Below are 18,046 nucleotides of genomic sequence, written 5' to 3' on the forward strand. Positions count from 1 at the left end.
TCTTCACACTCCTCAGAAGCCTGCAACACCCTTGTCTTTCATCAACTGGCTGAATTTTTCATCCCAGGCTTTAAGAACGCCTTTAGGGTCGAGGCCTCCGGCGAACTCATCTTGAAGCAGACGGTACAGCTCGCTGCGGTCTACGATCATGTAAGCATCAGTTGTAAGCACGGTTTTCTTAGGTGTGATGTATTGGTCCACAATTTCCTGCTTGTATTCAGGAAGCTTAGGCGTTGTCACATCGCTGAAGTTGGACACGTACCCTTGATTGTCTACAATCTTCTGTGCCACTTCTTTGGTGGCGATGAAATCCAGGAATTTCTTCGCTTCCTCCATGTGCTTGGCCTTCTTCGGAATGAATAACTGGCCGCCCAGCGGACTTGCGCCAAGGCTTGCACCTTCGGCAGAAGGAATGGCGAACAGACCCAGATGCATATTCGGATCTTTTTCGGCCACATTCACAATCAGCCAATCGCCCATGAACATCATAGCGACTTCTTTATTCAGGAATTTGCCTACTGCCATATCGTAGCTGTCGCTGAGAATGTCGGTATTGGTATAGCCTTTTTTGTAGACATCATATTGCTGCTGAAGGTAGGTTGCGAACTCTGGAACATCAGACCATTTTTTACGGCCGGCATTGATATCGTCAAACAGTGTGGGTTCCTGCTTTGCGGCAAAGTCGGCAAATGCGGCAGCCGGCCAGATGTTCGCGGCCCACGCATCTTTGTACGGCATGAAGACCGGCGTAATTCCACTGGCCTTGATCTTTTCGCACACCGCCAGGAATTCCTCGAAATTGTTCGGAACGGTAAGCCCCAGATCTTTAAAGATATCCTTGTTGTACACAACTCCCTGCATGCCTGTATCCTGGCTTACATGAAAGCTGTAGACATGTCCGTAAGCGGAGAGCACATCCTTATTCAGCAATCTTCCAACCCACGGTTCATTGTCGAGAACTTCGAAGTTGCGCTCCAGGTTAAGATCCGTAGTGGCACTGGCAAGGTTGTATTGGATAAGATCCGGCACCTCGTCAACGGCCAGCTTGGTCTGCAGCACGGTAGCCGTCTGTTCAGCCGGAAGGAGCTGAAGATTTACTTTGATATTGGCTTTCTGTTCGAATTCATCGAGCAGGTCCTGCGCGACAAATGCCGAATCCTGCGAGCTTTTGGAGATGGCCAGCTCAATGGTCACTTTGCTGCCGCTGCTTTTACTGCTGTTGCCGTTGTCAGTTGCTGAAGCGTTCTTGGAGTCTGAGCTGTCCGAGCCGCATGCTGCCAGCGATAATGTCATTACACCAGCCAGTATGCCTGTTGCGATTTTTTTCATTTTGTCACTCATGTCATCGCCCCCGTAGTTGAATTGTTCTGTTTTGAATCCGTTTACATTCCTGATTATAGAGTGACGCCTGCCTAAGGTACATGTTTGTGCTTGACTCTTTCTGTGTAATATTCTGAACTGCGGCCAGCTTGTCCATTCGCCGGTTTGGATGTAAAGTAGGATCATCAAAAGGTTCAGGGGGGCTTCAGCTTGGCGAGCTTTAACGGGAAATTTGGCGGCGGCAGGTATCAGGCCAGTCTGCAAACAAAGTTCTTTGTGACATTCATGTTTCTCCTGCTGATTGTGCTGGGCTGTTTTCTGGTCTATGTTAACTTTCTGGTTATCCAGCCGCTGAAGGGGAAAACCGAGAATGAAATGAAGATGGCAGCGGCCAAGGTCAGCGATCAGCTGAACATTTATATCAATAACCAGAATCAGCTCTCCCAGCGGATTTTGTCGAATAAAGACGTGTTCACGCTGCTGTCCAGCGGCGATTATTCGAATCTTACCCTTGAGGGGCTGACACGGAGCCGCAGGCTCAAGGATATTATGTTCCAGGCGATAGGCCCCAGTCAGAACATCGAAGACATGATTATATATGATCTAAACGGGACGGAGGTCGCTTCTTATATCGGCTACACCGGCAACCCGGCTTCGCTTGTACCGTTCCTGAAGGAAAGCGGTCAACTGGCGACCTGGATTGCAAGCGGTTACGCGCTGTATCGCCAGCCCGCGAACGGAATATCCTTTGTGCGGGCGATTATGAACCAGAACGGTCAGGTGTTCGGCTATCTGGCGATCCTGCTGGATCAGGAATATCTGAAACGGTCCGCAGCCGGCCTTGCCGACAGCAGGGTTTATATTTTGGACCCGGAGAATGGGCTAATCTCAAGTTCGCCAGTGCTTCAGGAAGGGGAGAAGGTCCCCGAATTTGCAGAGGTTACATCGGTCAACGGAATCTATCAGGACAGCAGCCAGAACTATGTAGCCTATGACAGATCGGCTGAAACCGGCTGGACCACCTACATTGTGACATCGAAAAGTGTTGTGCTTGGTCCGGTCAATTCGGTGAAATACATCTCCATTCTGCTTATTACAGCGCTGATTCTGTTCTCATTCGTCTTCATCTACTTCTCCACCAAAAATCTGCTGCTCCCCATCCGCAAGCTGCGCAGCCAGATTCTGCGGATCAACTACAGCAATATGAATGTGAAGGCGGATACGCGTTCTAACAACAACGAGCTGATCCAACTGAATGAAGCTTTCCAGGAGCTGCTGGAACGGCTGCAGGAGTCTATTGACCGGGAAAAGCTTGCGCTGCATGAAGAGGTAAAGGCCCGGAATTCGGCGCTTCAGGCGCAGATTGCCCCTCACTTCATCCACAACGTTCTGTACCTGATCAGCATCGCTGCGCAGGAGGGCAAAAACGCCGTGGTATCGGAGATGTGCAAGCATTTGTCGGACAGCCTGCGGTATATTGTGTCTTCCCCGTATCAGCATGTGTCTTTGACGGAGGAGCTGAAGCATACCCAGCATTATTTATCCCTGATTCAGCACAATTTCGAGGATGATCTGGAGTGGGAGATTGACGGAGATGAGGTGTTTGACCGGATCGAGCTGCCCCGGCTGGTGATCCAGCCGTTCGTGGAGAACTGTATTGAGCATGCTTTCAAAAACACTGATCCGCCTTGGAAGATCCGGGTGCGGGTAAAGGTGTACAACGGGCTGTGGGCCATAGAAATCCGGGATAACGGGGACGGCTTCGAGCCGGGCAGGATCAAAGAAATTCTGGACAATATTCATGGCTCCGACGAAGGGGTGTACGAGCTTCAGCATAATACCTCGGGGATCGGCAATATGGGCATTGTGAATACGGTGAACCGTTTGAAGCTGATGTACAAGAACCGGCTGTTCTTTAACATCTACAATCATTCAGAGGAGGGCAAGGGAGCCACGGTCCAGATCATCGCATCCATGAGCAAAGACTTCTACTAACCCGGGAGGGACAGCTATGTACACTGCAATAATTGCTGAAGACAGCAAGCCGATTCTACGCAATATCCAAGCGCTTATGCAGTCAACGGATCTGCCCGTGCGCATTGCAGCTACCGCGTCGAACGGGATTGAGGCGCTGGAGTATATAAAAGCCCATCCCGTCGATATCCTGCTGACTGATATCCGTATGCCCAAGCTGGACGGGCTTGCGCTGATCGAGCAGTGCCGGCTTGTGAATCCGAAGCTGAAGGCGGTGCTGATCAGCGGATACAGCGATTTCGAATATACGCGAAAAGCGTTGAATCTGCAGGTGTTCGATTATCTGCTGAAGCCTGTGGAGCGCCATCAGCTTGCCGAAGTGATGCAGCGGCTGGTTGAGCATTTGCAGGAGCGGCAGGGCAGCGGAAAAGCCCATCTTGAAGGCATTGTAGAACCGCAGTTTCTCGCTTCATTGGAGCTTGGAGCGGACTTTCATGCCGGGGACAAAATCATGCTGCTTCTGCGCAGACAGTTGTTTACGCCAGATCCGGGACCGGAGCGCTGGACGGTGAATGTGCTGCAGTCCTGCCTTGCCGAAGCCTGTGCCCCGCATGACTGCCGGGTCTTTCCTGCTCTGCTGCCTGAACAGTTCCTCGCTCTCGTAGACGGTTCAGTTCTGGATACCTATCCGTCTATCCATGACTGTATGCAGAGAATATACGAAACGCTGCTGGTTCACGGCATTCAGGTCTCCATAGCAGCCGAGCCGCAGCTGGCAGGGAACCGGGCGCTGGCTGCGGTCTATGATAAGCTGGATAAAATGATGAATGAGGAGCTATCTGTGTCCAGCAGGCTTATGGACACGGCGTATTCTATGCCGAAGGGGATATTGTCCAGCGGTGAAATGGAGAAGCTGACGAGGCATTTCGCGGATATGATCGGACAGCGGCAAAAGGAGCGTTTCCTTCTGTTGCTTGAGCAGCAGTTGATGAATTTTAAAAATGCCAACATCCGCCTAGCCGGGCTGGAACGGTTCATCTGGTCCCTGGCCGAGGCTTTCGGCATGGGCTCCCGTCAGGATTCAGGGGATGGGCTGAAGCTGGAGGATGAAGTGCAGCGGCTGCTGGAGAGCGAGAGCTATGAGGCATTCGTGGAGACCGTGCTCACATGGGCCGGACAGAGCTTTGAATGGCTGCAGCTTCAGAACAAGAAGAGCGGCGAGGAGCTGTTCCGGCAGCTTGAGCAATATTTGCAGCAGCATATCTACGCCCAGATGTCCATTACCGATGTGGCGCTCAAATTTCATGTGAGTCCATCGTATATCAGCAGAATAATTAAGAAATATTCGCAAAAGACCTTCGTACACTACACTATGCAGCTTAAAATTGCTGAAGCCCGCCGGCTGATTGCAGCCAAACCGGAGATGAAGGTGAAGGAGCTGTCAGAGGTGCTGTCTTTCGGGGATCAGCACTATTTCTCCAAGGTGTTCAAGGAGTACACGGGCTGCAGTCCAACCGAATATAAAGAAGGCTGTTTGTAGAGAAAACCGGCCATGATCCCGGATTTCTTCATGAAGAAAAAAGCATCTTACCTGAGTTGGCGCAGCGCAGGCAAGATGCTTCTTTTGCTGTGAGAATTGTGCGTAACGGTTAACTGAGCTGAATAGCCTCGGTGCAAGACTTCCGTTTGACCACTTCAGTGTTGACAAGGATTTGTACCTTACTATCCTCTTCATTGTTTATCTTCTTGAGCATGGTGTCCATCGCAGCTTTAGCTATGGTGGCTTTTCTTACATGAATCGTTGTCAATTCCGGGCTGATTACCGTAGCCTCCAGAATATTATCGAATCCCATGACGGAAACCTGATTAGGAACGTGAATATTCATTTCCTGAAAAGCTTTTATTGCACTGATAGCCATGTAATCAGTTTCACAAAAGATGACGGAAGGCAACTGGCTGAGGTTATTTATTTCACTCTTGAAGGAATCCTGCGGCAATACCAGCATAGGGTTCATAGCAAAAGTAAGCTGTTCCTCAAGGGTAATCCCCTCTTCTTTAAGCGCGTCAACAAATCCCTCTTTACGTTTTGAAAAATTAAAAATCCGCGTCTCTGACTCGATATACCCGATGTTTTTATGTCCTAAAGACAGAAGGTATTTGCCCGCCTGATAACCCCCAAGATAATTGTTAATGGCAACAAAGCTGGCATCAACATGTTCAAAACAAGTATCCAAAATAACAACAAAGGGGTGAATCTCCAGAACATCCTCAATACTCTGGGCGGTCAAGTTCGTTCCTAATAGTAAAATACCGCCTGAAGCCTGCTCATTCTCCAAAACTTCAATCTCTTCTTTCAAGCTCTGAATAGGAATTGAAGAGATAATCAGGTTATACCCCTGTTCTCTGGCATAGTGGGTTAAATGATGAATCAGTTCATTAAAGAACGGCTGGGACTCGTAATGCTCGGTGATCATATCCGTATTTTTGCAGACGATGAAGCGCATAATTGACTTATTTTTAGCGGAAACTTTATTTGTTTTGAACGTTCGTGGAGTATAGCCGTTGGCTTGGGAAATATCTAAAATATGTTGGCGTGTTGCCTCGCTCACACCGGGCTTATTGTTCAGAGCTAGAGATACCGCAGCTTTGGAAACCCCGGCCAGCCTGGCTATGTCATCTATTTTCATTGGATTCACTCCTGCTTATTAATTACTTTATAGATTATATCACTATTATAAGCAAAAGTTTAGAAAATAAACTTAACTAAACTAATACTGAAGAAAAATAAAAAAATGTTTGACTGTAAGTGGATATGATGCTAATATTCAAGTGAAAACGGATAACTTAAGCTAAACACACGTTTTTAATGGATTAATTTATCTAAACTTTAATGAACGACGGTAAAAAATGTTCGAAGGGAAAGGTGATTTCTATGCAGGTCTCCCTCAGTGAGAATCGGCGGTCATTCGTAGTAAACGACAAACCTTTTTTCTATTTGGCGGATACAGTATGGAGTGCATTTACCAATGCTTCTATTCAAGAGTGGGCCGAATATCTGGAATATCGTAAAATGCAAGGCTTCAATGTTCTGCAAATCAATATTTTACGTCAGTGGGATGCCAGTGAATCAGATATTGCCATCGAGCCCTTTGGCTTAGATCCAAACGGTCATTATGATTACCATAAGCTGAATGAACAATATTTTGACAGGGCCGATGAAATGCTTGGCATGGCTGTGGAGCAGGGATTTGTTCCCGCCTTGGTGCTTCTCTGGTGCAACTATGTTCCGGAAACCTGGGCAAGCATGTTCCAGAAGGATAATAAAATGCCGCTGGATTGTGTAGAGCCTTACGTCAACTACGTTGTGAAGCGTTTTTCGAAGCATAATCCTATTTTTCTAGTAAGCGGTGACACTGATTTTCCGAATGAAGCGGCAAATGCTTATTATATGAAAGCTTTGGAAACGGCGTGTTCTGTAAGCCCTTCCAGCCTGAAGACGCTCCATATTCAAGGCAGGTTAAGAGAAATACCGGAAAAGCTCGAGCAGCATGAAGGTATTGATTTCTATATGTATCAATCCGGCCATAATTCACAATATCAATCTACGGCGTATGAAATCGCCCGGCATTTTTATCAGAAGTCATGGATCAGACCCGTCATAAATGGTGAGCCTTGTTATGAGCAGATAAGCTACAGCCGGAATGTGTATGGCCGGTATTCCCGGTTTGATGTAAGGAAAGCAGCGTGGCAGAGCTTGTTGGCCGGTGGCGGCGCAGGAATAACCTATGGAGCTCACGGGATCTGGAGCTGGCATAAAAAAGGCAAGAAATTCGGAATTGTTGAAGGAGAGGGCTTCGATCAGCCCTATGACTGGAGAGATGCCCTGCGGTTCGAGGGAGCCTGGGATTACTCATTTATCAAATATTTATTTGAGAATTACAACCTTACAGGCCTCCAGCCTGCAGAGATTCTGTTAAACCCATCGCCGGAAATACGCGCCGCTGCTAGTGGAGACACCATCGTAATCTATGTTCCGGTGAATACCAAGCTGCGTCTGAATCTGGATCTTCAGAAGTACTCTTTTACAACGATTGATCTTGAGAATAGAAGATTCGCGGCAACCGAAATGTCTGCAAGCGGCAGCCAAACAACGATTTATATGCACCGTTTCGAGTCTGATGTTGTTCTTATTGGGGAGAAGAACTGATCCGCGGATCGTTCTTGTTCTTTTGGGAAACGCATACATTCTATATTTTTATAACTTCAGAGGGAGTGAACAAAATGAATTATCAGAAAACAGCACACGCTATCCTTGACTCGGTGGGTGGACCGGGCAACGTGAACAGTGTTATACACTGCATGACGCGGCTACGATTCAAACTCAAGGATGACAAAATCCCGGACAAGGAGCAGATCAAACAAATTGATGGCGTAATCACTGTTGTTGAGAGCGGTGGACAATACCAGGTGGTCATTGGCAATGACGTTCCGAAGGTGTACTCCGAGCTGGCTGCGAAGCTGGGAATCCGGGTGGAAGCCGATGCCGAGCCTGCGGAAGAGAAGAAGGGCAGTATTTTCAGCCGTTTTGTAGATATCGTCACTGGTGTGTTCACGCCTGTGGTTGGCGGGCTGGCTGCTGCAGGGATTCTCAAAGGGCTGCTGTCTTTATTTATTACGCTGCACTGGTTAACCGAAGATATGGGCACATACAAAATTTTGTTCGCTACAGCGGATGCCCTGTTTTACTTTTTACCGGTATTGCTTGGATTCTCGGCCGGGAAAAAGTTTGGCGGGAACCCCTATTTGTCAGCGATTTTAGGAGCAGCACTTGTCTATCCGACTATGGTATCGGCTTACTCTGAGGGCGTTAAGCTTACTTTTCTTAACATTCCAGTTGTGTTAATGAACTATACTTCATCTGTTATTCCAATTATTATAGGTGCCTTTTTTGCCGCAACCATTGAAAAGTGGTTCAACAAATTTATTCCATCGTCCATCAAAATGTTTGTGGTTCCGCTGTTAACCTTAGTGATCGCTTCGCCTGTTGTCTTTCTTGTGGTAGGTCCTGTAGCAACCTTTATCAGTAATATGCTTGCCGATGGAGCTATGGGTGTGTATAGTCTCAGCCCTGTTGTTGCCGGTCTTATTCTTGCCGGAGTTTGGCAGGTGCTCATCATTTTTGGACTTCACTGGGCTTTTGTGCCGATCTTGATCAATAATGTTGTGACCAACGGGTTCGACCCAATTAATGCCATGCTGTTCTGCACCACCTTTGCCCAGACGGGCGCTGCGTTTGCCATTGCCCTGAAAACACGGGACAAACGTTTAAAACCCATTGCTACCTCTGCCACAATCGCCGGTATTATGGGTGTGACTGAGCCTTCCATTTATGGTGTAACCCTGCCAACCAAGAAACCATTTATTCTAGCTTCAATTATGGCCGGTATCGCCGGATCTGTTGCCGGGATGTTCGGGGCGAAGGCTTACGGCTTTGCTGTGGGAGGAGTATTCGGTATCCCTCTGTTTATCGGACCTGAAGGTGTTGACCGCGGGTTTGTAGGATATTTGATTTCATTGGTGGTTGCGTTTGTAGGGGCCTTTATTGTTACCCTCTTGTTCGGTTATAAGAACGCTCCTGTCGCTGCATCCGGACTAAACCAGGATAGACCACATGCAAAGGCACCACAAATGAGTGCTGAGAAGGAAAAGGCTGTGCTTAGCCCGATGTCAGGCGAGTGGAAGCCATTAACTGAAGTTCAGGATGAAGCTTTTTCCACCGGCGCAATGGGTAAAGGGGCAGCGATTGTACCAAGTGTTGGAGTGGCATATGCGCCTTTCAATGGAACGGTAGTTACCATGTTCAAAACGAAGCATGCGATCGGCCTGATTTCTGATGAAGGCGTGGAAATGCTTATCCACATTGGAATTGATACCGTAAAGCTGAAGGGCGAGCATTTCACCAGCTTTGTCAAAGAAGGAGATTCAATTGCTAAAGGAGATAAGCTGATTGAATTCGACAAGGATGCGATCCACCGTGCCGGATACGATATTACAACCTCTGTAATTGTATCGAATACGGCAATGTATTCGGAGATTACAGTGAATAAATATGACAATGTTGATCTAAACGATGTTTTGTTTCTTGTTAAAGAGTGATTAGTTAAGCACGGGAAATTTTAAAAGCGGGGAGCGTTAGAATGCTCCTCTTTTTTTACGAAGCTTAACTAAATTATATTTATTATTTTATATTAAATTAAGTTAAAAATGACTAAAAAGTCGATTGACTATCTATTTTTTCAGTGATAGTATTGCTTTATTAAGTGAATTATCTGTTATTTCCAACTAAAGTTTAGTTAAGTTTATATTAGAGATTATGAACTGTTCAGAAGGAGAATTTAGATGAAAAAACTAAAACTTGGCTATGTCCCGACCCGACGTTTCACTTTTAGTGCCGAAGATGCTTTCAAATACAAAGTGGAAATTCGCCGGCAAATGGAGAGCTTTGATCTGGATATTGATATTGTCGATATTGACGGGCTTAATCACGAAGGGCTTCTATATGACGATCACATTAATGCGGATCAGATTGCGAAGCACTTGAAGGCGGAGGAAGTGGATGCGGTATTTTTTCCACACTGCAATTTCGGGACGGAAGATACGGTCGCACGTGTCGGTAAAGCTCTTGGCAAACCTGTATTGTTGTGGGGGCCAAGGGATGAGGCTCCGCTGGCGGATGGGATGAGGCTGCGCGATACCCAGTGTGGAATTTTTGCTACCGGAAAGGTGCTGCGCCGGTTCAATGTTCCTTTTACTTATGTAACCAACAGTTGGGTAACTGATCCGGTATTTGAACGGGGATTCACGAACTTCATCGCTGCAGCCAATGTTGTCCGTCAGTTTAAAAGCCTGCGGATTCTGCAGATTGGACCACGGCCCTCTTCCTTCTGGACGATGATCTGCAACGAGGGTGAGCTGCTGGAGCGTTTCGGAATCGAGATTCACCCGATTACGCTGGTGGATATCCAGCTTCGCACGAAAAAAATTGCCGCCGGCAACAGCTCCGAATTGAAAGAGACTATTGATTACATTAAGGAGAAGCTGGATTACAGCGAAGTGACGGAGGATGACGTTAAGCGGATAGCTGCGCTAAAGGTAGCGATGAAGTCTTTTGCCAGAGAAACCGGAAGCAGCGCTATCGCAATTCAGTGCTGGTCTTCGCTGCAGGACTCCATGGGTATCATGCCTTGCCTGGCTAATGCCATCCTAACCGACGAACAGATTCCGGTTACCTGCGAAACCGATATACACGGTGCCATCACTTCGGTCATGGTGCAAGCGGCTGCTATGAATACAGCGCCTACCTTTTTTGCCGATATTACGGTGCGTCATCCCGAGAATGACAATGGCGAATTGCTCTTCCATTGCGGCAATTTCCCGGTATCCCTGAGCGTTGAGAACAAACCTAAATTGCGTAAGCATTTCTTGTTCGATGATCACTCACCAGGTACACATGAAGGTGAAATTCGCGGCGGGGGAATGACGCTTGCTCGCTTCGACGGTGATCACGGCGACTATTCTATCTTTTTAGGCAAGGCACGTGGCATTCAAGGCCCGTATACACGCGGCTCCTACGTCTGGGTTGAAGTCAACGACTGGCCGTTATGGGAAGAAAAGCTGGTCAAAGGACCTTACGTGCATCATTCCGTTGGTATTCATGCAAATGTTATTCCGGCCATTTATGAAGCCTGCAATTATATTCCCGGTCTGAAGCCGGATCCGGTGGACCCTACCGAACAAGAAATCCAGCGCTGGCTCCGCGGCTCAGATCTGCTTGCGAACCGATAAAATTTTGCGTTCAAGGAGGAACTTATGAATATTCAAGAACTGCAGATGAAAGCTGCGCAGATACGCATGGATTTATTGACAATCATTCATCGTGCCAAGACAGGACATACTGGGGGTTCCCTGAGCAATACGGATATTTTAACTGCACTCTATTATGAAATTATGAATATTGATCCGAACCGGCCCAAGTGGGAAGAGCGGGACCGTTTTATCGCCAGTAAAGGCCATTCAGTGGAATCGCTTTGGTGCATCTTGGCGGATCGCGGATTTTTTCCTAAGGAAGAGCTTGAAACCTACAGTCAATTCGGCACACGTCTGATTGGTCATCCCAATAATAAGGTGCCCGGCATTGAAATGAATACTGGAGCGTTAGGCCACGGTTTGCCTATTTCCGTCGGAATGGCACTAGCCGCCAAACGCGATGGGCGCTCTTACCGGGTCTTCTGCTTGATGGGCGACGGAGAACAAGCCGAAGGCTCGAACTGGGAGGCGGCTATGGCCGGAGCCCACTACAAGCTGGACAATCTCGTAGGAATCATAGACCGCAACCGGCTGCAAATCAGCGGGTCTACCGAAGAGGTCATGGGACTCGAGCCCTTGGAAGAGAAATGGTCCGCTTTTGGCTGGAATGTGATTTCGCTAGACGGCAACGATATGGAGCAACTGGTGCATGCTTTCCGCTCGGTTCCAGAGGTTTCAGGCCAGCCGACACTTATAATGGCCAATACAATCAAAGGCAAAGGCGTATCCTTCGCTGAGAATGTTCCGGCCTGGCACCATCATGTGCCTAGCGATGAGCAGCTTCAGCTTGCACATGCCGAGCTTCAGGGCTACATCGACACGTTAAAATAGAAAGGAAAGGTGAACCACCTATGAATACAATTCCTAATCGTCAGGTAATCTGCGAAACCTTGCTGGAGCTGGCTAAAGACGACCGCGATATTATGGTATTGGCCAGCGATTCCCGCGGCTCCGCAGCTATGGCGCCTTTCGCTAATGCATTTCCGGAGCAATTCGTTGAGGTAGGGATTGCTGAGCAGAATATTGTGGGCATGTCCTCGGGGCTGGCCCATAGTGGAAAGAAGCCGTTTGTCACATCACCTGCCTGCTTCCTCAGCATGCGCAGTATCGAGCAGATTAAGGTGGATGTTGCTTATTCCCGCACCAATGTGAAATTGATCGGGATCAGCGGCGGTGTAAGCTATGGCGCACTTGGCATGTCGCATCACTCGGTACAGGATATCGCTGTCGCGCGTGCTATACCTGGCCTTGCTATCGTACTGCCGGCAGACCGGCATGAAACCAGGAAAATGACTGAGGCATTAGTCAAATATGACGGAGGCGTCTATGTCCGGATCGGACGCAACGCTGTCGAGGATGTCTACGAATCAGATGACTATGCCTTTGAGATTGGCAAGGCTGTAATCATGAAGAATGGAACGGATGTTACGATAATCGCGGCTGGAGAAACAGTGCGCATTGCTTTGGATGCTGCTGAGCTTTTGTCCGCTGAAGGCATTTCCTGCCGTGTGATCAATATGCATACGATTAAGCCGCTGGATGAAGCAGCCATTATTGCAGCCGCCAAAGAAACAAAAGGCATCATTACTATCGAGGAACACAGTATTTATGGAGGGCTTGGCGCCGCTGTCGCTGAAGTTGTCGTGCAGAACGAGCCGGTTCCGATGAAGGTGATCGGTATCCCGGATGAACCGGCAATTGCCGGTAAAACAGCCGAAGTCTTTCAGCATTACGGCCTCACAGGCGGCAATCTTAAACAAGTGGCAATAGAATTGATCAATAAATAAAGGTGAAGCTAATGGAACTGGAGCCAAAGTATATTTTAGCTGTCGACCAGAGCACCTCGGGGACCAAGGTCCTGCTTGTGGATCGGCGGGGAGAAGTAATTCATGACGCTTCACTGGAGCATCGGCAGTACTACCCGCAGCCGGGATGGGTGGAGCATGACCCTATTGAAATATATAACAATGTGCAAAAATGTATAGCAGCAGTTCTTCAAAAGGCAGACATTTCTGCGGGCGGGCTTGCGGCGCTGACGATCACCAACCAGCGTGAAACCGCCCTTATGTGGGACCGCATCACCGGACTTCCTGTCCATAATGCCATTGTCTGGCAGTGCCAAAGAACGGCTGAAATCTGTGCGCAGCTCAAGAAAGACGGCAAAGAACATATAGTCCGTTCAAAAACCGGGTTGATGCTGGACCCTTACTTCTCCGCCACTAAATTCAAATGGATTCTTGATCATGTGGCGGAAGCTCCACAACTGCTGGAAGAAGGCCGTTTATTGGCCGGAACCATAGACAGCTGGCTGATCTGGAAGCTGACCGGCGGCAAGGAGCATGTGTCGGATTATTCCAACGCGAGCCGAACCTCTCTCTTCAATATCCATACTTTGCAGTGGGATGAGGAACTGGCGGCCTTGTTCGGAGTTCCGATTACTATTCTTCCTGAGCTTAAGGCTTCCGATGCTGTCGTTGGTTATACTGACGAGCCAAGCCTGTTTGCGGAAAAGGTTCCCATTGCCGGCGTCATCGGAGACTCGCAAGGAGCGCTGTTCGGCCATCTGTGCTGGGAGCCTGGCATGGCCAAAGCAACCTATGGCACAGGCACCTCTATACTGATGAATGCAGGAGAGAAGCCGATTGATGGCGGGGAGGGGCTTGTTACCACTATCGCCTGGGCGGCTGCCGGAAAGGTTATCTATGCCCTTGAGTCGGTCATACGCACGTCAGGAGACAGTATTAAATGGACCCGGGACAATCTGGGGTTATTCTCTTCTTTTGATGAGATGCAGCAATTAATTTCCGGGATTTCTTCCACCGAGGGAGTGTATTTAGTGCCGGCCTTTGTTGGCTTGGGCGTTCCATACTGGGACCCTTATGCAAGAGCGGCGATCATTGGAATGAACCGGGGAACCTGTAAAAATCATATTATCCGCGCCGCTCTGGAAAGTATCGCTTATCAGGTGCGTGATGCCGTGGATTTTATGCAACAGCAGTCCTCGATTCCATTCAGCGAGCTTTGCACGGATGGCGGAGCATCCTCCAATGCCTGGCTGATGCAGTTTCAGGCAGATATTCTAGGGAATTCAGTTGCTTGCTCCACCCGCGCTGAATTGTCGGCGATGGGTTCTGTTTATCTGGGAGGTCTTGCAATTGCATTTTGGTCCAGTCTGGATCAGATTGCTTCAGGTACAGACAAATATAAAGTCTACCAAGCTTCGATGAGCGAGCATACAAGAGATGAATTGTATAAAGGCTGGCAGAATGCGGTGCGCTCAGTAATAAGTCCCGAAGCCCAGCAAGTGTTGCCCTCAACAGTTTGAATGAAAAACAAGAGCCTTCAAGTCCGCAGTCACTAAGGATTTGAAGGCTCCCTGCGTTCATATAGGCAGTTAATGGTTAATCTATAACTTATTGTTTATTGATTAAAGCGAAAATCGTATATATTGTAAACTATATCTTAGAATGCTTGTTCATCCATCTACATCATCGGGGAGGCGAAGTCATATTGGCTCTTAAATGCCAGGAAGTGATGTCTTTCCGCACGCTTAAGCAGCTAAGTCTGGTCGCAGGCGAGTCTGGACTCGACCGGGTGGTGACTTGGCCGTATATTGTGCAGACGAATTCTATCAAAATGTGGATTTTTGGCGGGGAGCTGTTATTTTTCAGCGGCCTCGGATTAAGATGCGATGCGGACAGCCTGGTGGAGCTGCTTAAGGAAGCAGCCGAAAAAAATGCCTCAGGCGTGATCTTTCTTGCCAATGACGAAATGACCTCTGAAGTGATTGGGTCCTTGAAGCCGTATGCGGACGATTTGCGGATGCCGATATTTGAGCTCCCCCGGGAATCTATTATAGTAGAAATTACCAAGGAGATTTCGAGCAAAATCCTGGAAGAAGAGAGCAGAGCTTCTATCGCGGAGAATCTGCTGGAACGGCTATGCTTCGGAGATGCGGAGTCTGTGCATGAATGGGTGAACAAGGCGGGGTACTCCGGTATTGACCTGAGCATTCCCTACCAGGTGGCTGTCATTTATATTGACAATTTAAGCGGCTACCTGAGCAAGATGAATACGGAATGGGATCACTCCTTGCCCAAATTTATCTCCTTCTACCGCGAGGTAGTAGTGAGTATAGTGAAACGGTATGACGACAGTCTGCTGACCATGTACGGCAATAACGTAGTCTACCTGTCCCAGCAAACGGGCTCAGAGGATGAACAGGCGCGTTTCATGCAGAAAATCCAGCGGATTTGCGAGAGCATCAACACCTATTTCAAAGGCATCGACGTATATGCCTGCCTGGGCGGGCCTTATGCGTACTCCTCACTCAAAAACAGCTACCTGGAAGCCGAGCGGAGTATGGAGATCACCTGCAGGCAGCATTCGAAGCAGCGGGTCTCGTTATACGATGATCTGGGGGTATATCAGCTCTTTTTCTCGCTAAAAGAGGAGGAGCTGCGACGCTTCTGCAACCGCTGGATCGGCAGCCTGGTTGAGTATGACCACAAGAACGGAGCTGAGCTGTTCAGGACCTTGGATGTTTTTTTCAAAAACAAGATGAATCTGATCGACAGCGCCGCAGAGCTATACATCCACCGGAACACCCTCAACATCCGGCTGAGCCGGATTGAAAAAATCATCGGCAAAAGCCTCAAGGACACCGATACCCTTCACGGCCTGCTGTTCGGCGTTCTGATCAAAAACTACCTTGACCGAAAAACAATATAGATAAGTTGAACTTAAAATAAACATAAAAAAGGTAGGAGTGCGGAGGGGAAGTTTGGAACTGGAGGAGCGGTAGCGTCCGCCTTTGTCTCCGGATTTCAACCGCTGACAGCGGTATAAATCAAGAAATTCTTACGACAACAGCGGCCGGAAGTCCAAACATTCCCCGCAGTTACGACCAAACCAAATATGAAAATCTATAGTTCAACTTATATATAATGACTATCCATTCCGCCTCTGACTTCAGGGGCGGTTTTTTTGTGCGGAAATTTTATGTGATGTAATATGACGCACGTGATGGGGTTCTGAAATTCTATTTATTGTATATTTATAAAATTCCAGAGAGAAATCGACGAAAAAACCTTGCGGCTAAGCGTTTTGCACATGTTGGGGAGTGAATGATGTTGCAGAGAGCACATTACATATCTAAAATTCTTATGTTACTATTAGTGACATTAAATAGCTGTATGATCAGGGCAAGTGGTAGAAAGATGACATGGGTAGCGCTATTCCAAATCAAGGGGGAAAAAGGATGAAACAAGGAAGAGTTGTATTTTTGACAGTGTTGACCGTGGTGATGATGCTGGTGGCGACAGCCTGCGGCCCGAAAACAGCCAGTGATTCTCCTGTCTCAGACGCACAAGCAGTCACGATTAATATCGAATCCGAGCCCCCGCAGTTGAATTCCTTGCAGACCACCGATGTTGTCTCAATGAACGTCCTCAGACATGTACAGGAAGGCTTGACCAAGCTTGACAAGGACAACAATCCGATCCCCGGAATGGCTGAGAAGTGGGAGGTCTCGGACGATAATCTGACGTATACCTTTCATTTGCGGGATGCCAAGTGGTCTGACGGCTCTCCGGTGAAGGCTGCGGATTTCGAGTTCGCCTGGAAGACGATCCTGAGTAAAGATTACGGTGCGCCTTACGCCTACCTGCTGTTCCCGATCAAGGGAGCCACAGAATACAATGCGGGCAGCGGCAGTGCCGACGGGCTTGGCATTAAGGCAGTAGATGACAAGACGCTTGAGGTAACATTAACCCAGCCGACCGCCTATTTTCCGTTCCTCGTCTCTGAAGCTCCTTACTTGCCTATCAATGAAGCCTTCTTCGGCAAGCAGGCTAAAGATGCCTATGGAACCGATGCGGACAAGCTGATCTACAACGGACCTTGGAAGATTGAGGGCTGGGAGCATAATAGCCAGATCACCCTGGTCAAGAATCCGGATTATTATGATGCGGCGAATATCAAGCTGGACAAGGTCAATATGAAGATTGTGGGCGAACCGGGCACTGCCTACAACATGTTCGTATCCGGCGAGCTGGACACCGTAACCCTTAGAGGGGGCGACCAGATTGCCCAGGCGAAGACTGCTGGCTATGAGGTTCAGACGAAGTCGGATGGGGCGACCGCATATTTTGTATACAATCTCGAAAACAGCATTCTGAAAAATAACAACATCCGCAGTGCGCTCACCTACGCCATCGACAGAAAATCGCTGATCGACAATGTGCTGAAGGATACCTCGGTTCCGGCGCTCAGCTTCACGAACCCCGGAGTAGCCGGAGAGAACGGCAGCTTCAAGGATGCAGTCGGCGATCTGCTCAAAGACAATGACGCCGCTGCCGCGAAGACATATTTGGAGCAGGGTCTGAAGGAACTGGGTCTCACTGCGGCTCCAAAGCTGACACTGCTGGTGGATGATAGAGGAGCGACAAAGCTGAAGGCGGCAGCCTATCAGGAGTTCTGGAAGAAGAACCTTGGGCTTGATGTCCAGGTGGAGACAATGCCTTATAAGGCCATGCTGTCCAAGCTGTATGCGAAGGATTTCCAGATTGCCATCGGCATGTGGGGGCCGGACTATAATGATCCGATGACGTTCCTGGATATGTTCACCACAGGCAACGGCAACAACAACTCCTCTTATGCAGACAGCGCGTACGATGAGCTTATCCATAATGCGGCGGTTGAGACTGACGCCTCCAAGCGTTTTGACCTGCTGAAGCAGGCGGAAACGAAGCTGCTGAAGGATCTGCCTATCGGTCCGATCTACTTCCAGAACCAGTCGTATGTCGTGCAGCCCAAGCTGAAGGGCGTAGTACGCAGTGCTTTCCAGGACATCAATCTCTATTCGGCATATATCGAGAAGTAGATG

12 protein-coding genes are annotated in these 18,046 nt (G+C 48.5%); 10 read left to right on the forward strand and 2 right to left on the reverse strand.

All coding sequences use genetic code 11. From position 1 onward, the window contains the following. Nucleotides 1-12: 12 nt before the first annotated feature. Nucleotides 13-1,341, reverse strand: coding sequence for an ABC transporter substrate-binding protein (locus AC0LWN_RS30835; protein WP_474672141.1), 1,329 nt, complete (start codon nt 1,339-1,341; stop codon nt 13-15). A 189-nt stretch (nt 1,342-1,530) separates the two neighbouring features. Here AC0LWN_RS30835 and AC0LWN_RS30840 point away from each other — a divergent pair, with 189 nt between their 5' ends. Together AC0LWN_RS30840 and AC0LWN_RS30845 are read left to right on the forward strand one after the other, a co-directional pair. Then, a complete protein-coding gene (locus AC0LWN_RS30840; protein ID WP_474672143.1) occupies nt 1,531-3,315 on the forward strand; it encodes a cache domain-containing sensor histidine kinase in 1,785 nt (594 codons plus the stop codon). Nucleotides 3,316-3,331: 16 nt separating this feature from the next. Beyond that, the gene (locus tag AC0LWN_RS30845) at nt 3,332-4,834 is read left to right on the forward strand and encodes a response regulator transcription factor (protein ID WP_474672145.1); all 1,503 of its coding nucleotides are present in this window, start codon (nt 3,332-3,334) and stop codon (nt 4,832-4,834) included. 109 nt (nt 4,835-4,943) lie between these two features. On the opposite strand, the gene AC0LWN_RS30850 is transcribed toward AC0LWN_RS30845, so the two are convergent. Next, the gene (locus AC0LWN_RS30850) at nt 4,944-5,981 is read right to left on the reverse strand and encodes a LacI family DNA-binding transcriptional regulator (RefSeq protein ID WP_474672147.1); all 1,038 of its coding nucleotides are present in this window, start codon (nt 5,979-5,981) and stop codon (nt 4,944-4,946) included. A gap of 245 nt (nt 5,982-6,226) precedes the next feature. Between AC0LWN_RS30850 and AC0LWN_RS30855 the strand changes: the two genes are divergently transcribed. From AC0LWN_RS30855 to AC0LWN_RS30890, 8 genes are all read left to right on the forward strand, one after another. After that, a complete protein-coding gene (locus tag AC0LWN_RS30855; protein WP_474672149.1) occupies nt 6,227-7,501 on the forward strand; it encodes a glycoside hydrolase family 140 protein in 1,275 nt (424 codons plus the stop codon). Nucleotides 7,502-7,575: 74 nt separating this feature from the next. Next, nucleotides 7,576-9,450, forward strand: a complete 1,875-nt coding sequence (locus tag AC0LWN_RS30860; RefSeq protein WP_474672151.1) for a beta-glucoside-specific PTS transporter subunit IIABC — start codon at nt 7,576-7,578, stop codon at nt 9,448-9,450. A 243-nt stretch (nt 9,451-9,693) separates the two neighbouring features. Beyond that, nucleotides 9,694-11,139 carry an L-fucose/L-arabinose isomerase family protein gene (locus AC0LWN_RS30865; RefSeq protein ID WP_474672153.1) on the forward strand — a complete coding sequence of 482 codons (1,446 nt, stop codon included), beginning with the start codon at nt 9,694-9,696 and terminating at the stop codon, nt 11,137-11,139. A 24-nt stretch (nt 11,140-11,163) separates the two neighbouring features. Continuing rightward, nucleotides 11,164-11,991: a transketolase gene (locus AC0LWN_RS30870; RefSeq protein ID WP_474672155.1), complete on the forward strand. Its 828-nt coding sequence runs from the start codon at nt 11,164-11,166 to the stop codon at nt 11,989-11,991. Between the two features lie 20 nt (nt 11,992-12,011). Next, nucleotides 12,012-12,947 carry a transketolase family protein gene (locus AC0LWN_RS30875; protein ID WP_474672157.1) on the forward strand — a complete coding sequence of 312 codons (936 nt, stop codon included), beginning with the start codon at nt 12,012-12,014 and terminating at the stop codon, nt 12,945-12,947. Between the two features lie 11 nt (nt 12,948-12,958). Next, nucleotides 12,959-14,485: a glycerol kinase GlpK gene (glpK, locus tag AC0LWN_RS30880; protein ID WP_474672159.1), complete on the forward strand. Its 1,527-nt coding sequence runs from the start codon at nt 12,959-12,961 to the stop codon at nt 14,483-14,485. Nucleotides 14,486-14,670: 185 nt separating this feature from the next. Continuing rightward, entirely contained in the window at nt 14,671-15,891 is a 1,221-nt protein-coding gene (locus tag AC0LWN_RS30885) for a PucR family transcriptional regulator (protein ID WP_474672161.1), read from the forward strand. Nucleotides 15,892-16,420: 529 nt separating this feature from the next. Further along, nucleotides 16,421-18,043: a peptide ABC transporter substrate-binding protein gene (locus AC0LWN_RS30890; RefSeq protein WP_474672163.1), complete on the forward strand. Its 1,623-nt coding sequence runs from the start codon at nt 16,421-16,423 to the stop codon at nt 18,041-18,043. The last annotated feature ends 3 nt before the right edge of the window (nt 18,044-18,046 follow it).

Source organism: Paenibacillus sp. sgz302115 (assembly GCF_056120445.1).